This is a genomic window from Campylobacter sp., assembly GCF_019423325.1.
Classification (GTDB): Bacteria; Campylobacterota; Campylobacteria; order Campylobacterales; family Campylobacteraceae; genus Campylobacter_B.
Genome location: NZ_JAHZBQ010000001.1, coordinates 302,212 through 319,219 on the forward strand (window position 1 = coordinate 302,212; position 17,008 = coordinate 319,219).

A 17,008-nucleotide genomic window follows, 5' to 3' on the forward strand; every position below is an offset into this window, starting at 1 on the left:
TCCGCTATCAACTAACTATAGTTAGAAATTTTAAAATTTGGATGCAAATTATGGAAAATATAAAAATTTTAAAAGAGATATTAGAAACCAAAAAGATACTACTAATCCCACCATATGTTCAAATTGCTTTCGAAAAGATCATGCATGAATTTAATATCAGATCAGATGCTGAAGAATTTATTTATGAGCAATTATGTCCTATGTATCACAGCGACGATCGTCTGTCGTTAAGATTTTGCGAGGATAGCGGAATTTCAAAGGATAAATATCAAGTACCGTTTATGACATATGATACTGTTGCGGGTGATATATTGCTTGATATGCAGATGAATTTACGACAAAATTTTATTACTACAATGTGTATAAGAACATCAACCGATGGGGAATGTATGCTGACGTTGGCAGATACCCCTTTGACGGTGCAGTTTTTTTCATACGCTATAATCGTAGCCATAATGAAAATATATAGAATTGGCGATTATGATCGTATTATATCTGATTTTCCAAATTTCTAATAGTCATTTTTTATTAGGAGGATTTTATGGGAGATATCATATTTGTTATAATTTTAGTTGCGATAGTTTGGGCAATTAGTTATAACATAAAAAATAATAATGAAGATGATACTACTAGCAGCATAGATATAGATAGAGAAAATATAGATGATACAATGAAAATATCTGATAAATATTCTGAAATAGATCAAAATCTTGAAAAAGCGGCAATTTTATTGACAATACTATTAGAAAACGAGGGTATACGTACTATTGATTTGTCTTCGTCAATAGATGCATATAAAAGAATTGTACTTAAAGTAATTAAAAGGTACAATTACAAATGTGCCGATGAACAATTGAAACTGATTAAACAAATTTTTATAACTTGTACTCTTGCGGCTGACGGCGATGTCACGAATTTTATAAAAACCGAATTTGAATTGCTTGGTGTCTGAGTATTACGTAATCTAAGATTAAAATAAGGATAAAATATGGACTTTGAGAGATTTTTAAAAAATAAAATTGAAGCCAAAAATGTTTTTATAGGATTTTTAGATAAATTCTATGGCTTTAAGCTTGGCAAAGTTGGAATTTCAAATCTCGTTATAGATACGCTTTTACGTGGGTCTAAAAAACAATTTAGTAATTTTACTGATGTCTGCGCCTTTTTTGAATCGCAATGGCAAGTAAGATTGGAATATGACTATAACGATACAGATATAGCTTACATATGCTACTTTATTGACATTGCATTTAAAATTTGTGGAATTTTAAATGGCGAAATTGACAATGAGGTTAAGACACATGTGATTAGAAAATATTCTGAGAACGATGGATTTGTATCAGCTTTGATTTATATGGCATATGGACGACAAATTTCAACAATTTTAACTTGCGTAAATCAACTCGCTGTATTTGCTACAGTCTATAGTATCAATATTATTAATGGTGCAGATAAAACAAAAACTCATGAATTTATAGTAAATGAATTTGAAAATTTCCTATCAAAGTTGATGTATTAAGTGCCAAAAATCAACGATAGAACTTTGTTGATTCCTAAAATTTTTAACCATTTTTTATGTACTATATAAAAATTACAAGATTTTATTATAAGGATATCTTGGTGAAATAATAAACTTTGCGTCAATATATCGCTCTTGATCCCTCGTTTTTTATAATCAGCTTATTTTAATAAAATTTTAAATATAATTCTTATTTCATTTCACACGCATCAATCCTTGATTTAGTTGTAAATTTAGAGCAAATTTACGGGCGGATGCGGAGGAATAAACTAAATTTCGGGGCAACCCACAAGGAGAAAACTCATGGTAACAATGAGAGATTTGCTAGAGTGCGGCGTTCATTTCGGACACCAAACGCGCAGATGGAATCCGAAGATGAAAAAATTCATTTTCGGCGAGAGAAAAGGTATCTACATCATAGATCTACAAAAAACTATCCGCTACTTCCGCTACACTTATAATATCGTACGCGACGCGGCTGCCGAGGGCAAGACGATACTTTTCGTAGGCACTAAAAAGCAAGCCGGCGCGACGCTAAAAGAGTACGCCGAAAAATGCGGCATGCCTTATGTGAGCCACAGATGGTTAGGCGGCATGCTGACGAATTTTTCCACTATCAAGCAATCGATCCGCAAGCTCGAAGTAATCGAGACTATGGAAGAGGACGGCTCGATAAATTTACTAACTAAAAAAGAGGCGCTAATGCTTCGCCGCAAAAAAGAGAAGCTCGAGCTTTATCTAGGCGGTATTCGCAATATGAAGGGCCTTCCCGATATGATCTTCGTCATCGATGTTGTAAAAGAAAAGATCGCCGTAGCGGAAGCTAACCGCCTAAAAATGCCGGTTATCGCGCCTTTGGATACGAACTGCGATCCGGATGTAGTCGATTTCCCGATTCCGGGCAACGACGATGCGATCCGCTCGGTTCAGCTTTTCTGCCAAGAGATGGCTGAGGCGATCAACGAAGGCAAGGCGCTTCGCGATCAAGATGCGAGCGAGGATGTCGAGCAGAGCGAAGCCATCAGCGACGAGGAGAAAGAGGAAGTCGTAGCTGAGGCGATGAGCGAAGAGGATTTTGACGTAAGCGAGGACGAAGAGTAATGGAAATCAGCGCGCAAATGGTAAAAGAGCTCCGCGAGAGCACCGGAGCGGGGATGATGGACTGCAAAAAGGCTTTAGTTGAAACAGACGGCGATATGGATAAGGCCGTCGATCTGCTTCGCGAAAAGGGCCTTGGAAAGGCTGCTAAAAAAGCCGACCGCCTAGCTAGCGAGGGTCTAGTGAGCGTCGAAGTGGGCGCGGATCATAAGATCGCCACGATAAGCGAGATAAATTCCGAAACCGACTTCGTAGCTAAAAATCAAAATTTTATAAATTTAGTTAAAAATACTACTCTACATATCCAAAGCAAGGGCATTAGCAGCATTGATGAGCTAAATTCCAGCATCATCGACGGCGTTAAATTTGACGAGCATCTAAAGAGTCAGATCGCTACGATTGGCGAAAATTTGGTCGTTAGAAGATTTGAAACGATTAAGGCGGGCGCAAACGGCGTGGTAAACGGCTACCTACACTCAAACGGTCGCGTAGGCGTCATCATCGCCGCAGCTTGCGACAGTGAGCGGACTGCAGAGGGTGCGAAGGAGCTTATAAAAAATCTCTGCATGCATGCAGCCGCGATGAAACCTCAGGTTATCAGCTATAAAGAGCTTGATCCCGGTTTTATCGAAAAAGAATTCTTAGCTCTTAAAGGCGAGTTTGAGAAGGAAAATGAGGAGTTCGTACGCTTAGGCAAGCCGCTTCATAAGATCCCGCGGTTCGGCTCGCGCGCGCATTTAACGGACGAAATTTTAGCCAAAGAGATCGAAGTTTTAAAAGACGAGCTTCGCAAACAAAATAAACCTGAAAAAATTTGGGATAAAATTTTACCGGGCCAGATCGATCGCTTCATCGCCGATAATACTCAAATCGATCAGCGCCTCACGCTGCTAGGGCAATTTTACGTTATGGACGATAAAAAAACCGTTGAGCAGGTGATTGACGAAGAAGCTAAAAAACTAGGCGGCAAGATCGAGATCGTAAAATACGTCCGCTTTGAAGTGGGCGAGGGTCTGGAGAAAAAGAGTGAAGACTTCGCTGCCGAAGTAGCGGCTCAAATTGGCTAAATATGGAACTTCTAAAGGGCGTAAATCTTACTCACGCGTATGATTATACGCTCTTTGAAAATGTAAGCTTAAGTGTCCAAGAGAGCGAGAGCATCGCCATTTTGGGCGTTAGCGGCTGCGGCAAATCGACCCTGCTTCATATTCTATGCACGCTTTTAAAACCGAACTCGGGCGAGTTGATCTACGGCGGGCGCAGTATTTACGAGCTAAGCTCCGATGAGAGACTTAAAATTCGCCGCAACGACTTCGGCATAATATTTCAATCCCACTACCTTTTTAAGGGCTTCTCCTCTGGCGAAAATATCGAACTCGCTGCTAAACTTACGAATAATGCAATAGATGATGAAATTTTAAAAAAGCTTCAGATCGAACATACTTTAAAGCAAGGCGTGGGCGAGCTTAGCGGCGGACAGCAGCAGCGCGTGAGTATCGCCCGTATACTTTGCAAAAAGCCGCGCATAATCTTTGCCGACGAGCCTACTGGAAATTTAGACAAAGATACCGCAAACGAGGTCATGGACGTGATTTTTGATTACGTAAAATCCAGCCGTGGCGCGCTCGTGCTCGTGACCCACGATGAGAATTTAGCGCAAAAATGCTGCAAAGTTTATCGCCTAAATAACCGAAATTTAGCGCAAATATAAGCAATTAATAACCAAAAATATCTTACAATAGCCCAAATTCTTTCTAAAAGGTCATAAATGAAAATTCTACTTGACAATCACAATGAGCAGGTTGCAAGTGTCGTAAATATTTGCTGCGAGCGCATCGGTGCGGATCTGGTAGCATATAGTGCGGACGAGAGTGAATATGATTTGACGATAAAAAATTATGAAGATGGCGATGATATTTCAAAATTTGATCTTAATAAGACGCTATTTCTGACGCCTAAAAATGTCTCGGTCCCAGGAGCGCGATACACCCTTACTAAGCCTTTTTCGCCGCTTGAGCTCATCACGTTTATCAGCGAATTTTCGGTTCAAAATATGAGTGTGCAGGCGAAAGAAAAAATGGCGAAAGAATTTGCCGACGCAAGCTCTGTGATGAAAGAGATCGATGCGATTGACCAGGCAAATTCCGCTTCGGGCAGTAATTTTGAAGAGCTCGTGGATAGCTTTTACGACTCCGGCAAGGATATACCGCTTTCGCAGCTGGCAAGCGACATAGCGCCCGAGATTGCAGATGATGTCCCGCTTTCGCAGTTGGTAGGTGATATGCCGCGCACGGACGAGATCGCAGATGATATTCCACTCTCACAGCTTGCAGATGAAGCAGCTCTTGCGGACACCATCGCCGATGATACGCCGCTTAACGCCGTCGCAGAAAAGATTGCGGATAATATCGCAGATGATATGCCTCTAAACTTAGCTGCTAGTGATATTCCTGAGGATGTGCCGCTAAATAGTATCGGCGCAAGCGAGCCTGCCGAAAGTAATCACGCGCCTCAAGATGAAATTCCACTCGCAAAGGATGACGCTCCGATAGCTCTAGCGGCGCTAGATGATGAAAATCCTAAGAATTCCAAAATAGATAAATCGCAGACAGAAGATGAAATTCCTGCCACACGGGCAAGCGAAACTTTACCGCTTGCGCAGCAAGACGAGCCGCAAAGAGCTGGCAGCTCTAATGAAACTGCTGTTGAAAAAAAGGCAGACGCTGGGCCTAATCTAGAGGAAGCGAAAGACTCTGCGGACGTTACGCTTAAACAGCATGAGTCAGATGGCTCATTTGCCTATAAAACAGAGGAAAAAAAATCTGCCTCGCAAGTAGTGCAAGATGCAGCTGGCGCACCTGTTAACAGCGGATTTGATATGGATTTTTCCAGGCTTTTCGATAGTGCCGGCATGCCCGTGGAGGAGTTTGGCGGATATGATAATTTTGCCGCGGCTGCGTTTGCTTCTGATGAAAAAGAGGATAAAAATACAGCGGCTACGGATTTTCAAAAAATGCAAATTTCGTCTCAATACGAGGTCGCTTCAGATACGCCGATTGCGTTAGCGGGTGCGGGCAATATACCTCGTGAAAATCTTTATAACGCCGTTCCGTTTCAAAGTATGGAATTTACTGGCGGATTTGCACAGAATACGCTTATGTCTGCTCATAATGAAGCAGGGGATTCAATTAGCGCCAATTTCGCAGCTTCCGCGAATTTCGTAGCTTCTGCAAATTCTACTCCTGCGCCGAATTTTTCGGAGCTAAACTTACCGCACATATTAGATGCCTCAGATTTACCGAAGCAAAGCGAGCAAGCCAATAGCGTTGCTGGCGGGTTTGCGGACGGATTTTTGCGCGCTATGGAGGGCGATTTTGCAAACTCGTTTGCCGCAAGCTCCGCAGATAGCGAGCAATTTAAATCCGGCAAGCCCGCAAAGAGCGCCGCGCAGCAGATAAAATTTAATGCTTCAAAGCCTATATCAAAGGCTTCGGAGCGCGTAGAATTTAAAACGCATAAATTCGGCGCGTCCGAGCAGGTAAATGAGATGAAATTTGGCGCGCAATCTACGCCGAATGAGCTTGCCGCTTCGGCTGCGGCGGAATTTGCCAGCCTTATGGCAAGCGAGTTAGAGCCTAGCTCTAAAAGCGAGCCGCTGCGTAACGAGCATGGTAAAAAACCGAGTGCCGAGGAGCTGAAAACCAAGTTGCGCGATGATCTGGAAGCGGGCATCGCAAACACGATCGAGAAATTTGCGGGCAGCAAGGATGCTAAAGACGCGCTGAAGGACTTTAAGATCAATATCGACATATCGTTTGGAGATAGATAGTGAAAGGCAAAATTTTGCTCGTCTCCGGTCCTAGCGGCAGCGGCAAAAGTACGCTCATAAAGCGTCTTATCGCAGAATTTGGCGAGCAGATATATTTCTCGATCTCCTCTACGACGCGCGAAATGCGTGCGGGCGAAGCGGATGGTGTGAATTATCATTTCATAAGCGAGAGCGAGTTTCGCGCAGGCATCGAGCGTGGGGAGTTTTTAGAGTGGGCGTTGGTCCACGGCAAATACTACGGTACTTCGCTAAAAGCTGCTACGAGCGAGCTTGAGCGGGGTAAGATCGTGATTTTTGACATCGATGTGCAAGGATATGAGATCGTGCGTAGCAAAGTGCCTAAAAGCGAGCTTACTAGCGTATTTATTACTACGCCGAGCTTGTCGGAGCTTAGAGATAGGTTACGCGCTCGCGGCGATAATGATCCTGCCGATATTGCTTTACGCCTGCAAAACGCGCAAGAGGAGATGGAGCGCCTAGGCGAGTATGATTATTTCATAATAAACGACCGCTTGGAAGCGGCGTATGAAAATTTGAGATCAATCTACAAAACTATCAAACTAGAAACGGCGAGCCGCGACATAGGCAAGCTAATCGAAATTTGGAAAATTTAAAGGAGAAAAAATGGGTTCTATGAGTATTGGTCACTGGCTGATCGTTTTGATCGTTGTTGTGTTGATGTTTGGAGCGAAAAAAATCCCAGAGCTTGCAAAGGGTCTAGGACAGGGCATAAAGACTTTCAAAAAAGAGATGGAAGAGGACGACGAACCGCAAAAGGTCGAGAAAAAGATGGAGCAAGAGGTTAAAGACGCCGAAATCAGCGATACTAAAAAGGCGTAAGGGATTTGAAAAATTTAGTCTTAAACGAAATTTTTAAAATTTTATCTCGCGAAGTCGTTTTAGAAAAACCCAAAGATAAGAGTTTGGCTCATTACGCCTCGCCCGAGGCTTTCGCGCTGGCTAAGGAGCTGCGAAAGGCGCCTAAGCTCATCGCTGAGGAGCTTGCGGCTAAATTTAAAGATAGCGAAATTTTAAGCGCCACGGCGGTGAACGGCTATCTAAATTTTCACCTAAAGCCTGCTGTGTTGGGTGCTCTTGCTGAAAATGCCCTTAAACTGGGCGGCAATTTTGCGAAAAACGACGCCGAGCTTGGACATGGAATTTTACCGGCCTCGGAAAAGCTTTGCGCGAGCGAGCCTGCTAGCAAAGGTTACGCTGCGAATCTAGCTGCGAGCGGTAATGACGCCGCCAAATCGCGAAATTCCGCCGCTAGGCAAAATTTTATTTCGCAGAATTCCGAGGCGGCGTCAAATTCCATCGCAGCATCAAATTGCGATGAGACGCAGAATTCCGCCACTATGCCGCAAAAAATTCTGCTCGAATACATCAGCGCCAATCCGACCGGTCCGCTTCATATCGGGCACGTGCGCGGCGCCGTTTACGGCGATACGTTCGCGCGCATCGGAGGCTATTTGGGGCACCGCGTCGATACCGAGTACTACATCAACGACGCGGGCAATCAGATCGAGCTTTTGGGCACTTCGATCGCGCTTCGTGCGCGCGAGCTCGCAGGCGAGGACGTGAGCTATCCCGAGAAATACTATCGCGGCGAGTATATCGATGAGATCATCCCTCTTGCGCGCGCCCAATTCGGCGATGAAATTTTCCGCGACGAATCGCGGATCTTGCAGCTCGCGGAGTTCGCTAAGGACGAAGTGCTAAAGATCATCCAAAAAGATCTCGCAGACGCCGGCATCCATATCCAAAACTGGGCTAGTGAAAAGAGCCTCTACGGCGAGCTTGGGCCTACGATTAAGAAGCTTGAGCGCAGCGGCAAGATGTATGAGCAGGACGGCAAAATTTGGATCCGCTCATCGCAGCTCGGCGACGAAAAAGATCGCGTCGTCATCCGCGAGGATGCGCGCCCGACCTATCTTGCGGGCGATATCGTCTATCACAACAACAAATTTGAGCGCGGATATGAGCGCTGCATTAACATCTGGGGAGCCGATCACCACGGCTACATCGCGCGATTAAAGGCCGCCGTGCATTTTCTGGGCTACGACGAAAGCAGGCTCGAGATTATCCTAATGCAGATGGTAAATTTGCTCAAAGACGGGCAGACTTACAAGATGAGTAAGCGCGCGGGCAACGCGATTTTGATGAGCGACGTGCTTGCCGCGATCGGTAGAGATGCGATGCGCTTTATCTTCATCAGCAAAAAGGGCGAGACGCCGCTTGAGTTCGACGTGGACGAGCTTGCGCGCGAGGACAGCAGTAATCCGATCTTTTACATCAACTACGCTCACGCGCGGGTCAATCAAATTTTTACCAAAGCGGGCAAGAGCGAGGCGGACGTCTTGGGCGCGGACTTCGGCGCGCTAGATGAAGCGGGGCTCGGCTTAGCTTTTGCGGCGCTTGGCTTGAATGAAATTTTAAACGACGCATTTAATTCGCGCGGCTTGCAGAAGCTGCCAGATTTCCTAAAGGCACTCGCGGCGGACTTTCACAAATACTATAACGAAAACCGCGTCGTAGGCAGCGAGAACGAGGACGCGAAACTCAAGCTGTTCGCGCTCGTGGCACTCAGTATCCGCACGGCGTTTGCTCTGATGGGTCTAAACGCGAAAGAAAAAATGTAGCCGCACAGGCTACATTCGCGCCGATAGCCTAAATCTCACGAACGAAATTCTATGATTTAAATACAAAGCGAAATTTTACGGCGGAATCTGGGATGAAATTTTATCGCGAAATTTGACTTAAAATTCTATCGCTATAAAATTTTAAAGCTAGTTCTAAATTTGCGGCTCGTAAAATTTTGATTTTAGAATTTTGCGAGCGATTTCGCGGTATTGCTACTGCACTGGGCCTTGTTCGTAAAATTTAAATTCGGTCGTAAATTTACCGCTTGCGGAATTTTGAAATTCTAAAATTTTACGGCGCGGAAGCTTTAAGTAAAATTTTAAAACAAGGCTTGAAGTACTAAAATTTTGCGCAGATCAAATTTCATGTGAGGGAATTTCATCCGCGAAATTTACTCGGGCGGGATTTGCCTGTAAGACCGCTCCTTAAGCTCCGCGGCGCATTGCCGCAAAAAGGATAAATATGAGAAAGATCATCGACATAGCGGCGCTTTCGATTGCCGTTTGCATCTTGGTTATGGTGCTTTTTTTGCCGTCGCCCATTTTATCGTTTAAGTGCTACCGCGGCGATGGCGTAAGCTGCGCGCAGCTGGGGCGCGACAAGCTCTCCCGCGGAGATTACGATGGCGCCAAGTTCGCTCTTGCTAAGGCTTGCGAGGCGGGCGAGAAAGATAGCTGCTTTGATTTGGGTGCCCTATACGACGGCGAGGGCAATGCGACGCAAGCGGGCGTATTTTATGCCGCAGCGTGCGATAAAAACGTCGCCGTAGCCTGCCACAAGCTAGGCAACCTATATCAGCGAGGGCGCCTGAGTAGGGACTTCGTTGCGGCAGCTCGGCACTATGTCAAGGCCTGCGATTTGGGCTACGCCAAAAGCTGTCATAATGCGGGCGTGGTCTATTTCACGGGCGGTTTTGGGCTCGCGGCGGATCCTGCAAAGGCGGTGAGCTTTTTCGAGCGAGGTTGCGACGGCGGGCTAGTGGATAGCTGCTATAACGCCGGCGTTGCGTATGATAAGGGTCTCGGCGCGCCGCAGGATCGCGACAAGGCGGAGAAGCTTTACACCAAATCCTGCGAGCTGGGCTACGGCGATGCCTGCAATAATTTAGGCTATTTGTATGTGAGCAAGGGGGATCTGCGCGGATTTTCCAAGGGGCTTGGATGCGTCAAAAAGGGCTGCGACGCGGGCAATAAAAAATCCTGCCAGCTCTACGAATTCATGAAAAACGAAATTTTAAAGAAGTAGGCGCTTGGTAGCCCGGCGCACATTTGCCGATTTGCACTGCCTGCCGTGCACGCCGCCTGTTTTGTATTGCTCGCCGTGCACCGTCTGTCGTATGGCGTTTGTTGTGCTACCTGCCTTGCACCGTCTATCTACGCTACTCGTCGCGCGGTATCAGTTTTTTCGATGGGCTTTGTCTGTGATATTGCCGCGATGGGTTTGTGAGCTTTTGTAGCGCACGCAATTTCGCCGCGATTTTGCGATGTGCGAAATTCGGCAAGGTCCAGATAGCCCGCACATATGGCTTGCTAAATTTAGCGGCGAGCTTTATTTGGAATTCTATTGCTATAAAATTTTTAAGGCTTAGTTCTAAATTTAGTGCTTGTAGAGGTTCAACTTTAAAATTTTACGGACAGTGCTGCGAGCAAGGCATAAATTTTGATTTTAAAATTTTACGGCGCGGAATTTAGCGCGGAAGCAAAGCGCGGAGCTATGTTTGAGGAGACAAATTGGAATATGAGATCACGGGCGAGGTTCGAAATCTCCGCGTCCACACTGCAAGAGGAAATAGCAAAATTTGGGTATTTTTCGAGATAGACGGTGTGAAACTGCGCGGCGAGTTTAACGATATCCCCGTAGAGGAGGGCGAGCCTGCGCGCGCGTATTTCATCCGCGGAGGATATGCGGGCAGCTACGTGATCACTCGAGTTCAGGTGGTACGCAAACCAAGCCCTTTGCGCCGCAAGCTGGGGATCGCGACCGCCGTGTGCACGCTGGGTTTCGGCGCGGCGCTGTGGATCGTAGGCTTTGGGATTTTAAACGTCGGCGGGAGGGGCTCTCTAATTAATTTTGTCTGTGTTGCCGCCGCAGGATTTGGGGTGCTAAAAGAGGGTGCGGATAATCTGAGAGCGTGGCTGAATCAACGCACGTCCGAGTAGATCGCCGCCGTGGCGTAAATTTCATAAATTTAATCCGCCGAATAAAATTTACTCACGCCGCCGTATCTTTGCGGCGCAAATTTTGCTAAAATTCGCTCCGAGCGCGAAATTCCGCTGCGTAAATTTAGAAAAAGGCAAAATTTGAACATAAACGAAGCGATAGTTGCCACCGCAAAAAAGCAAAAAGAGTGCCGGCTAGCATTTATAAAGTATCTGTTTTTGGGAATTTTATTTATAATAGCACTGCCCGTAGGCGGCGGATTTGCCGTAGGACATCTTTTTGAAAATCGCCTTGCGCCGCTATTTTTCATCATTATCTATATTCCGTTTTTTCTCGCCGCGCTAATGGCTAACGCTAGCCGAGTGACCAGCGAGCTGGGGGATTATAAAGCGTTTTATAAAGACGTTTTCGTCCGCGCCGCCATCCGCAGGGTAGATCCAAATTTTAACTACGATCCGAATGCCGGCATCAGCCGTAAAGAATTTCGCAAAATCGGCATCTATTCGCCCGATGAGTTTCGCGCCGAAGACCAAATCAGCGGCATTTATAACGGCGTCAAATTTAACCTCAGCGAAGCGATCGATATCCCAAACGGCGCGACGCTGGAGCTAAGCGACTCGGCGGCGCTAAATTTGCTATCCGCGATAGTTTTTGCATGGGAGGCGATGAAGGATATGCAGGCGTTCAGCGGCTCGGTCTTGGTCTGCGAGTTCTACAAGAAATTTAGCGGGCAAACGATAGTCGCGAGTCGCACGCTAAACACTAAATTTATAGGCGAAAAAGAACAGATGGATGACGTGTTTTTTAGTAAAGAATTTCGGGTCTTTGCGGACGATAAAGTAGAGGCGAGGTATCTTTTGACGCCCGCATTTATGGAGCGCCTGCGAGAGCTAAAGGAAAAATTCGCGGGGAAAATGGGGCTGAGCGCGGCGTTTATGGACGATAAATTTTATCTATTTTTAAACGGAGCGAAAAATAAATTTGAAACGACGCTCTTTTCGCCGCCGCCTAGCCTCGAGGACGCCGCGGGGATCAAAAAGGAAATTTCAGAGCTTTTATCTATCATAGACGAGCTAAATTTAAACCCGGATTTAAGCGGGGCGGCGATTTTGGCTGATTAACGCGCGTCGCTATTTATCGGCTAAAATTTACTTGCGCTGCGCCAGGATCGCCGTTATTCTCCGCCGCCGACCGAGATCCGCTACGGCTCGGATCGCTCATTTTCGCTACCGACCGGGGCGCGCTTAAGTAGCTCCTGTTCGCGAGCGAATAATCTGCAAAATTTCTCCCAGTCGTGCAGATAGACGAGCCTGTACTCTTTGCCGCTTTCGTCTATGTATATGCCCTGCGTCGAGCCAAGACTCATCTTTTGCCAGTAGCCGAAAAACGGCAATGCCTCGATGTCCTCTTGCAGCACGCCTCGCATCATGCCGTTATCGTAAATTTTTAGATCGTAGCAAGTCTTTTTCATTTTAACCCTTCTAAATTTTACCGCGACGAAATTTTATCGTGGTGGAATTCTTAAATTTGCATCGCGATAAAATTCTATCTTTTAGAATTTTGCCCGCCGCGAAATTTACCGCGAATTCCGCGTCTTTAAATTTTGCGGCATCAATTCTCGATAAAATTCTGTAGAATTTCACCGCAAGCCGAGTTTAGCCCGCCAGCGCCTTTAGCTGCTCGGCGCTTAGCCCGTCAACCAAAATATAGCTCGCATCGATGAAGCGGTAGTTTTGCTTCGGCAGACGCGCGATAAACTCGCCGTATTCCAGCTCGGCGATTGCATGGTAGTTACCTGCGTCGTTTTCGTCGCCCTCTATGCCTATGAGCGAGATCTGCCAGCGCGCTACGTCGCTATTTTTCAGCATCTCCGCGTTTTGCCACTCCACAAGCGGCTTGTAGGGCAGGATAGTGGGTAGGTCTTGCGTGAGCGCGTATGAGCCCATTATCGCGCCGTCATCCCCATTTCGGTAAAACCTCTGATGCGCGCTGTAAGCGTCGAGGTACTGCACCTCGGTTAGCCGCTTGCTAAACTCGGCGGCGGGATTGTATGAGGCTAAAATTTCATCCATCATCGCGCGGTTTATCGCAAAAGGCCTCTCTACTCCGTAGCAAAAATTTACCTCCGTATCGCCGCTTAAGTGCTGATCTATCGAATGTAGCCCCGCCGATATATCGCGCTCGTAGTCGAATTGTTCTATACTGTCGTGGGTGTAAATTTCGCCGTTTTCATCCGCGATCTCGCTTTGTAGCTGCTTGGATAGCGCCTGCAGATATGAGATCGCCAAAACCCAATCAAAGACCGTCGCGGGCGTATTTACGCGCACGGCGTAGCCTTGTCGCTCCTCGTCATATCTTAGCTCCATTCCGCGCCCGCTCTTGCCCTGCACGCCCAAAATCAAGCACTCCTGCTCGCTCAAAGGTGATTTTAAAAACGCCCTCTCGTCAAAGCCTTCGGCGCTCTCGTCTATGTCAAATACCGATAGATCGGGCAGGAGATCCAATGCCTTGCTAACGCTCATGGCGTCCGAATAGCCCATAAATAGCGGGCGCTTTTTGTTTTTGACGCGGAATTCTACGCTCATCGTTTTCTCCTTATTGAAACGGCAAAATTATAGCGAAATTTTACCTGCTGCGGTGAGCTAAATTTGCGCGCGCAAGCCCGTATTGCTGGTTGCACAAATGCGCGCCGCAGCCCGCACAAAACTGCACTCTCAATCGCAAAAGCTTACGCACCGATTATGTCTTTTAGGCTCTGTGCGCACAAACCCGTATCCTTTAGCTCGCGCAAAATTTCGCCCATCAGCTCCTCTTTGAAAACGTCCAGTAACATCGCGCCGGCGTCCAGCTCGGCATAGCGCAGGGCGGGCTCGCTGAAGTTTTTAAGCTCCTTAAACCGTCGCTCGCCCCGCCTGGCAAATCCGAGCCGAACCTCGTTCGGGCTAAGGCTCAGCATGCCGCCGTCGCGAGCGAAATTATACACGCTAAAGCCGTAAAGCTGTGGATCGGCGGCTCTTGCGCGCACGCCCAAAATTTCCTCCAGCCGCGCCTTTATGCCATTTAGATCGAGCTTTGTTTGCAGCGCGATCTTGCCGCCCGTGTCGAGCCGCAAAAGCGCCAAAAACGAAGCAAAATCCTTCGCAATGATGCTTTGCTCATCGCATTCGACGTCGATATAGGCGACCGCAGGCTGTTCGCTCGCGCGGTAGTCCAGGCACAGATACCAATGCCCGTCGCCGCTGAATGGCACCAGCCCGTCAAGCTCGAAGCTCACGCACTCGCGCTCCTCGCCCCAGCTAAAGCGCGTAAGCGACGGATACGCCTCGCCGATGCCGCTGATGGCGTCTAGCGGATAGCCCTCTAGCTCGTAGCGCAGGTAGCCGCCGTTTTGCGCGCTCAGCATCATAGTAAGCTCGCGCGGCAGGGCGCGTCCTAGCTCCTCTTCTGCAGCCCGCAGCGCCTCGGGCGTGAGCGGATCTTGTAGATAGGGCAGGTAGATCGGCCTGCGCCAGATGTTTGCAAGCTCGTTTGCGTTCATTTTCGCTCCTTTAAATTTGCGGGTTGAAATTTCAAACGCGCCTTAAATTTCAAGCTCGAAGCCAAAATTTCAGGCTATAAAATTTTAAAATTTTGCGGCGCCGAATTTTTCACGGCCCGCTCGCTGTATTCGGCTCGCCTGCAACTATACGGCTCGTCTTTCGGCGGCTTAAATTTAATCTAGATCGGAGCGCGCCGTCGTTAAAATTTAATCCGCGCCGAGCGGGCTCAAAGCCGCGCTCAGATAAAATTTCATCGTAAATTTATGCAGCCCGAGCATCTATTTAAAGCGGCGGAATTTTGCGGGTGAGCTAAAGCCTTTCGCGCGCCTAATCGAAATCATAATACAGGCTCCACGCGCCGCTTTGCGGGTTTTTAGCAAACATCAAGCTGCCGCCGTCAATGACGTTAAAGCCCGCCTTTTCATCGCTTGAGATCTGAAAAACGAACTGATAGCCCTCGCCGAAGCTCACTCCTGACTGGCAAAAGGAGGGATAGCCGCCGAATTTCGTGCAGTTATAAAACTCCAAGGCGATGTCGTCGTAATACTCGAGCCCCTCCGTCTCCTCAAGACGCAAAATTTCATCTATGGCGTCCGCATCCAGCCCGCCGCCGTCCCAAACGGGCGTATCGTCCGCGGCAAATTTTGGCTGCAAAGGAAAGGGCCTTATCTGCGAGCGCGGATTTGCAAGCTCCTTTATGACGAGCTCCTCCTCGTTTTTATACTCGCGGACCTTCCACAGGCCGTCCATATCCTCGCAGGATTTGCCGATGAGATCCTGCGAGATAAAGACCGCAAGCAGCTTGACACCGTCTAAGACCTGCGGCACGTGGGGTAGCGCGGGCAGGTAAAACTGCGCCAGAGGAAGCATCGGCACGCCGTTTTGATCCGTAGGCAGCTCCTCGTCCGCCGCGTAAGCGAGCACGCGACCGATCCAGCACTCATCAATAGCGCCTCGCGGCCTCACGCCGCCCGTCTGAAAATAGGTGATTTCGCGCGCGATCTTGCGCTGCAGCTCCTTAATCTTTTCTTGCAGATCCGTTTGCATTTGCGTCCTTTTCGGTTGGAATTTTAGCGCTTTTGTGAAATTATAGCGTAAATTTTACCCGCCGCCGCGAGCTAAATTTACGGCGTAAAGAGTTGCGAAAAGTAAGCTTAAAGCTTTTTGTGAGTAAAATTTAAACAAACCCACGTAGGCGGTAAATTTAATCAAAGGAGCGAAAATGACGAAGGATCAGTGCTGCATCCTAAAGCATTTGACGGAGGGCGAGACGGGCGGTTTTGAGAAAACGGGCGAGATGAATGACGGCGAGTTTTTGGATGCGCTTATCGGAAAAGGGCTTGTTTGGATGCTTGACTGGGCCGGCGAGGACGAGACGGGAGATGTAGGCGAATTTATCAGCTCTAGGCTTGAGGCGCTGCAAAGCGGCGTGTCACTAGACTGCGATAAAATTTACGCAAGGCTCGAAAAAGAAGCGAAAAAAGAGGGTTTCGAGCGCGGCGATGCGAGCCTATTTTTGATGAACGAGTTTCAAAAGGCGCTGAAGAAGAGCGATTTTAGGCTCTTTACTTTGGATATTCATAGCGACGCATATTATCTGCTCGTCGCGCACAAGGACGCCGAGAAAGATTTTAAAAAGTTAGGCAAGCGCGAGGAGCTATTTTGGGATATCGCGCCGTGGGGCAAGCGCCGCAAAAGGCAGATCCTTTACGTCATAAACTGCGAGTGCGGCGAGATGTCAGCGTGGCAGCTGGATGCGGACGAGCCCTCTCCTAGAGATGAGGTTTGCGAGGTTTGCGGGCGGGTACTTTTCGACGCAGACGGCAACGCGATGCAGCCTTTAGAGAAGGAATTTATCTGATCTTTTTGCTTATCACGGCTTTGCGTGCGAAGTTTTGGCTGGATGAAAGTCAAATTTTATTGCGCAGATTGACAGGATTTGGCGCACAGGTTTGGTTTGCAGCTCAGCGGCGAAACGCGGTTTAAATTTAAAGCTTGTCCGAGTAGTGGAATGTAGTTTTTGATTTGCGGCTTGCTCGGCGGGCGGCGGAATGTGTTTTGATTTGCAGCTTGCTCTGGTAGTAAAATACGGCTCGACGCGGCTAGCTTTGTTTTACTGCTCTCGTGGACGGTGAAATTTTGCGGCTTGCGTTTGTGTCCTAATAAGACTTCGGCGCAAGACGCGCTATTTGAGCGCTTGCGTTCTTGGCTTGATTTTTT

Annotated in this window: 19 protein-coding genes; 14 read left to right on the plus strand and 5 right to left on the minus strand. The window is 47.5% G+C overall.

Annotation, left to right across the window (positions count from 1 at the left end):
- The first annotated feature begins 50 nt into the window (after window positions 1-50).
- From QZ367_RS01385 to QZ367_RS01445, 13 genes are all read left to right on the plus strand, one after another.
- Window positions 51-515: a hypothetical protein gene (locus QZ367_RS01385; RefSeq protein WP_291936285.1), complete on the plus strand. Its 465-nt coding sequence runs from the start codon at window positions 51-53 to the stop codon at window positions 513-515.
- 26 nt (window positions 516-541) lie between these two features.
- Entirely contained in the window at window positions 542-952 is a 411-nt protein-coding gene (locus tag QZ367_RS01390) for a hypothetical protein (protein WP_291936288.1), read from the plus strand.
- Between the two features lie 36 nt (window positions 953-988).
- Window positions 989-1,519 carry a hypothetical protein gene (locus QZ367_RS01395; RefSeq protein WP_291936291.1) on the plus strand — a complete coding sequence of 177 codons (531 nt, stop codon included), beginning with the start codon at window positions 989-991 and terminating at the stop codon, window positions 1,517-1,519.
- 303 nt (window positions 1,520-1,822) lie between these two features.
- Window positions 1,823-2,620: a 30S ribosomal protein S2 gene (gene rpsB / locus QZ367_RS01400; protein ID WP_177388980.1), complete on the plus strand. Its 798-nt coding sequence runs from the start codon at window positions 1,823-1,825 to the stop codon at window positions 2,618-2,620.
- Window positions 2,620-3,684 (plus strand): translation elongation factor Ts, encoded by a 1,065-nt coding sequence (gene tsf, locus QZ367_RS01405; RefSeq protein ID WP_291936301.1) that lies wholly within the window; start codon window positions 2,620-2,622, stop codon window positions 3,682-3,684. Before rpsB ends, tsf begins: the two co-directional genes overlap by 1 nt.
- 2 nt (window positions 3,685-3,686) lie before the next feature.
- Window positions 3,687-4,328 (plus strand): ABC transporter ATP-binding protein, encoded by a 642-nt coding sequence (locus QZ367_RS01410; RefSeq protein ID WP_291936303.1) that lies wholly within the window; start codon window positions 3,687-3,689, stop codon window positions 4,326-4,328.
- Window positions 4,329-4,385: 57 nt separating this feature from the next.
- On the plus strand, window positions 4,386-6,446 hold the full coding sequence (locus QZ367_RS01415; protein ID WP_291936304.1) for a hypothetical protein: 2,061 nt from the start codon (window positions 4,386-4,388) through the stop codon (window positions 6,444-6,446).
- Window positions 6,446-7,060 (plus strand): guanylate kinase, encoded by a 615-nt coding sequence (gmk, locus tag QZ367_RS01420; RefSeq protein WP_291936305.1) that lies wholly within the window; start codon window positions 6,446-6,448, stop codon window positions 7,058-7,060. The genes QZ367_RS01415 and gmk overlap by 1 nt, the downstream gene beginning before the upstream one ends.
- 10 nt (window positions 7,061-7,070) lie before the next feature.
- On the plus strand, window positions 7,071-7,286 hold the full coding sequence (tatA, locus tag QZ367_RS01425) for a twin-arginine translocase TatA/TatE family subunit (protein ID WP_291936310.1): 216 nt from the start codon (window positions 7,071-7,073) through the stop codon (window positions 7,284-7,286).
- Window positions 7,287-7,291: 5 nt separating this feature from the next.
- The gene (gene argS, locus QZ367_RS01430; protein ID WP_291936314.1) at window positions 7,292-9,088 is read left to right on the plus strand and encodes an arginine--tRNA ligase; all 1,797 of its coding nucleotides are present in this window, start codon (window positions 7,292-7,294) and stop codon (window positions 9,086-9,088) included.
- Window positions 9,089-9,551: 463 nt separating this feature from the next.
- Window positions 9,552-10,334, plus strand: a complete 783-nt coding sequence (locus tag QZ367_RS01435; RefSeq protein WP_291936317.1) for a tetratricopeptide repeat protein — start codon at window positions 9,552-9,554, stop codon at window positions 10,332-10,334.
- 485 nt (window positions 10,335-10,819) lie between these two features.
- Window positions 10,820-11,248: a hypothetical protein gene (locus QZ367_RS01440; protein ID WP_291936320.1), complete on the plus strand. Its 429-nt coding sequence runs from the start codon at window positions 10,820-10,822 to the stop codon at window positions 11,246-11,248.
- Between the two features lie 141 nt (window positions 11,249-11,389).
- Window positions 11,390-12,370 (plus strand): DUF3137 domain-containing protein, encoded by a 981-nt coding sequence (locus tag QZ367_RS01445; protein WP_291936323.1) that lies wholly within the window; start codon window positions 11,390-11,392, stop codon window positions 12,368-12,370.
- An 80-nt stretch (window positions 12,371-12,450) separates the two neighbouring features.
- Here QZ367_RS01445 and QZ367_RS01450 read toward each other — a convergent pair whose 3' ends face one another.
- The 5 genes from QZ367_RS01450 to QZ367_RS01470 all read right to left on the minus strand — a co-directional run bounded on the left by QZ367_RS01450 (window position 12,451) and on the right by QZ367_RS01470 (window position 15,835).
- Window positions 12,451-12,720, minus strand: coding sequence for a hypothetical protein (locus QZ367_RS01450; protein ID WP_291936326.1), 270 nt, complete (start codon window positions 12,718-12,720; stop codon window positions 12,451-12,453).
- Between the two features lie 10 nt (window positions 12,721-12,730).
- Window positions 12,731-12,892, minus strand: coding sequence for a hypothetical protein (locus QZ367_RS01455; RefSeq protein ID WP_291936330.1), 162 nt, complete (start codon window positions 12,890-12,892; stop codon window positions 12,731-12,733).
- 12 nt (window positions 12,893-12,904) lie between these two features.
- Complete coding sequence (locus tag QZ367_RS01460; protein WP_291936333.1) at window positions 12,905-13,834, minus strand: DUF4299 family protein; 930 nt, start codon at window positions 13,832-13,834, stop codon at window positions 12,905-12,907.
- A gap of 143 nt (window positions 13,835-13,977) precedes the next feature.
- Window positions 13,978-14,787 carry an SMI1/KNR4 family protein gene (locus QZ367_RS01465; RefSeq protein ID WP_291936336.1) on the minus strand — a complete coding sequence of 270 codons (810 nt, stop codon included), beginning with the start codon at window positions 14,785-14,787 and terminating at the stop codon, window positions 13,978-13,980.
- A 328-nt stretch (window positions 14,788-15,115) separates the two neighbouring features.
- A complete protein-coding gene (locus QZ367_RS01470) occupies window positions 15,116-15,835 on the minus strand; it encodes a DUF1963 domain-containing protein (protein ID WP_291936337.1) in 720 nt (239 codons plus the stop codon).
- A gap of 175 nt (window positions 15,836-16,010) precedes the next feature.
- Between QZ367_RS01470 and QZ367_RS01475 the strand changes: the two genes are divergently transcribed.
- Window positions 16,011-16,649 carry a hypothetical protein gene (locus QZ367_RS01475; protein WP_291936339.1) on the plus strand — a complete coding sequence of 213 codons (639 nt, stop codon included), beginning with the start codon at window positions 16,011-16,013 and terminating at the stop codon, window positions 16,647-16,649.
- Window positions 16,650-17,008: the final 359 nt, after the last annotated feature.

Coding starts and splice junctions, on each gene's coding strand:
- QZ367_RS01410 (WP_291936303.1), top strand. CDS start 3,687: ATGGAACTTCTAAAGGGCGTAAATCTTACTCACGCGTATGATTATACG.
- QZ367_RS01435 (WP_291936317.1), top strand. CDS start 9,552: ATGAGAAAGATCATCGACATAGCGGCGCTTTCGATTGCCGTTTGCATC.
- QZ367_RS01465 (WP_291936336.1), bottom strand. CDS start 14,787: ATGAACGCAAACGAGCTTGCAAACATCTGGCGCAGGCCGATCTACCTG.
- QZ367_RS01385 (WP_291936285.1), top strand. CDS start 51: ATGGAAAATATAAAAATTTTAAAAGAGATATTAGAAACCAAAAAGATA.
- tsf (WP_291936301.1), top strand. CDS start 2,620: ATGGAAATCAGCGCGCAAATGGTAAAAGAGCTCCGCGAGAGCACCGGA.
- QZ367_RS01415 (WP_291936304.1), top strand. CDS start 4,386: ATGAAAATTCTACTTGACAATCACAATGAGCAGGTTGCAAGTGTCGTA.
- tatA (WP_291936310.1), top strand. CDS start 7,071: ATGGGTTCTATGAGTATTGGTCACTGGCTGATCGTTTTGATCGTTGTT.
- QZ367_RS01475 (WP_291936339.1), top strand. CDS start 16,011: ATGACGAAGGATCAGTGCTGCATCCTAAAGCATTTGACGGAGGGCGAG.
- QZ367_RS01450 (WP_291936326.1), bottom strand. CDS start 12,720: ATGAAAAAGACTTGCTACGATCTAAAAATTTACGATAACGGCATGATG.
- QZ367_RS01390 (WP_291936288.1), top strand. CDS start 542: ATGGGAGATATCATATTTGTTATAATTTTAGTTGCGATAGTTTGGGCA.
- QZ367_RS01395 (WP_291936291.1), top strand. CDS start 989: ATGGACTTTGAGAGATTTTTAAAAAATAAAATTGAAGCCAAAAATGTT.
- QZ367_RS01460 (WP_291936333.1), bottom strand. CDS start 13,834: ATGAGCGTAGAATTCCGCGTCAAAAACAAAAAGCGCCCGCTATTTATG.
- rpsB (WP_177388980.1), top strand. CDS start 1,823: ATGGTAACAATGAGAGATTTGCTAGAGTGCGGCGTTCATTTCGGACAC.
- QZ367_RS01470 (WP_291936337.1), bottom strand. CDS start 15,835: ATGCAAACGGATCTGCAAGAAAAGATTAAGGAGCTGCAGCGCAAGATC.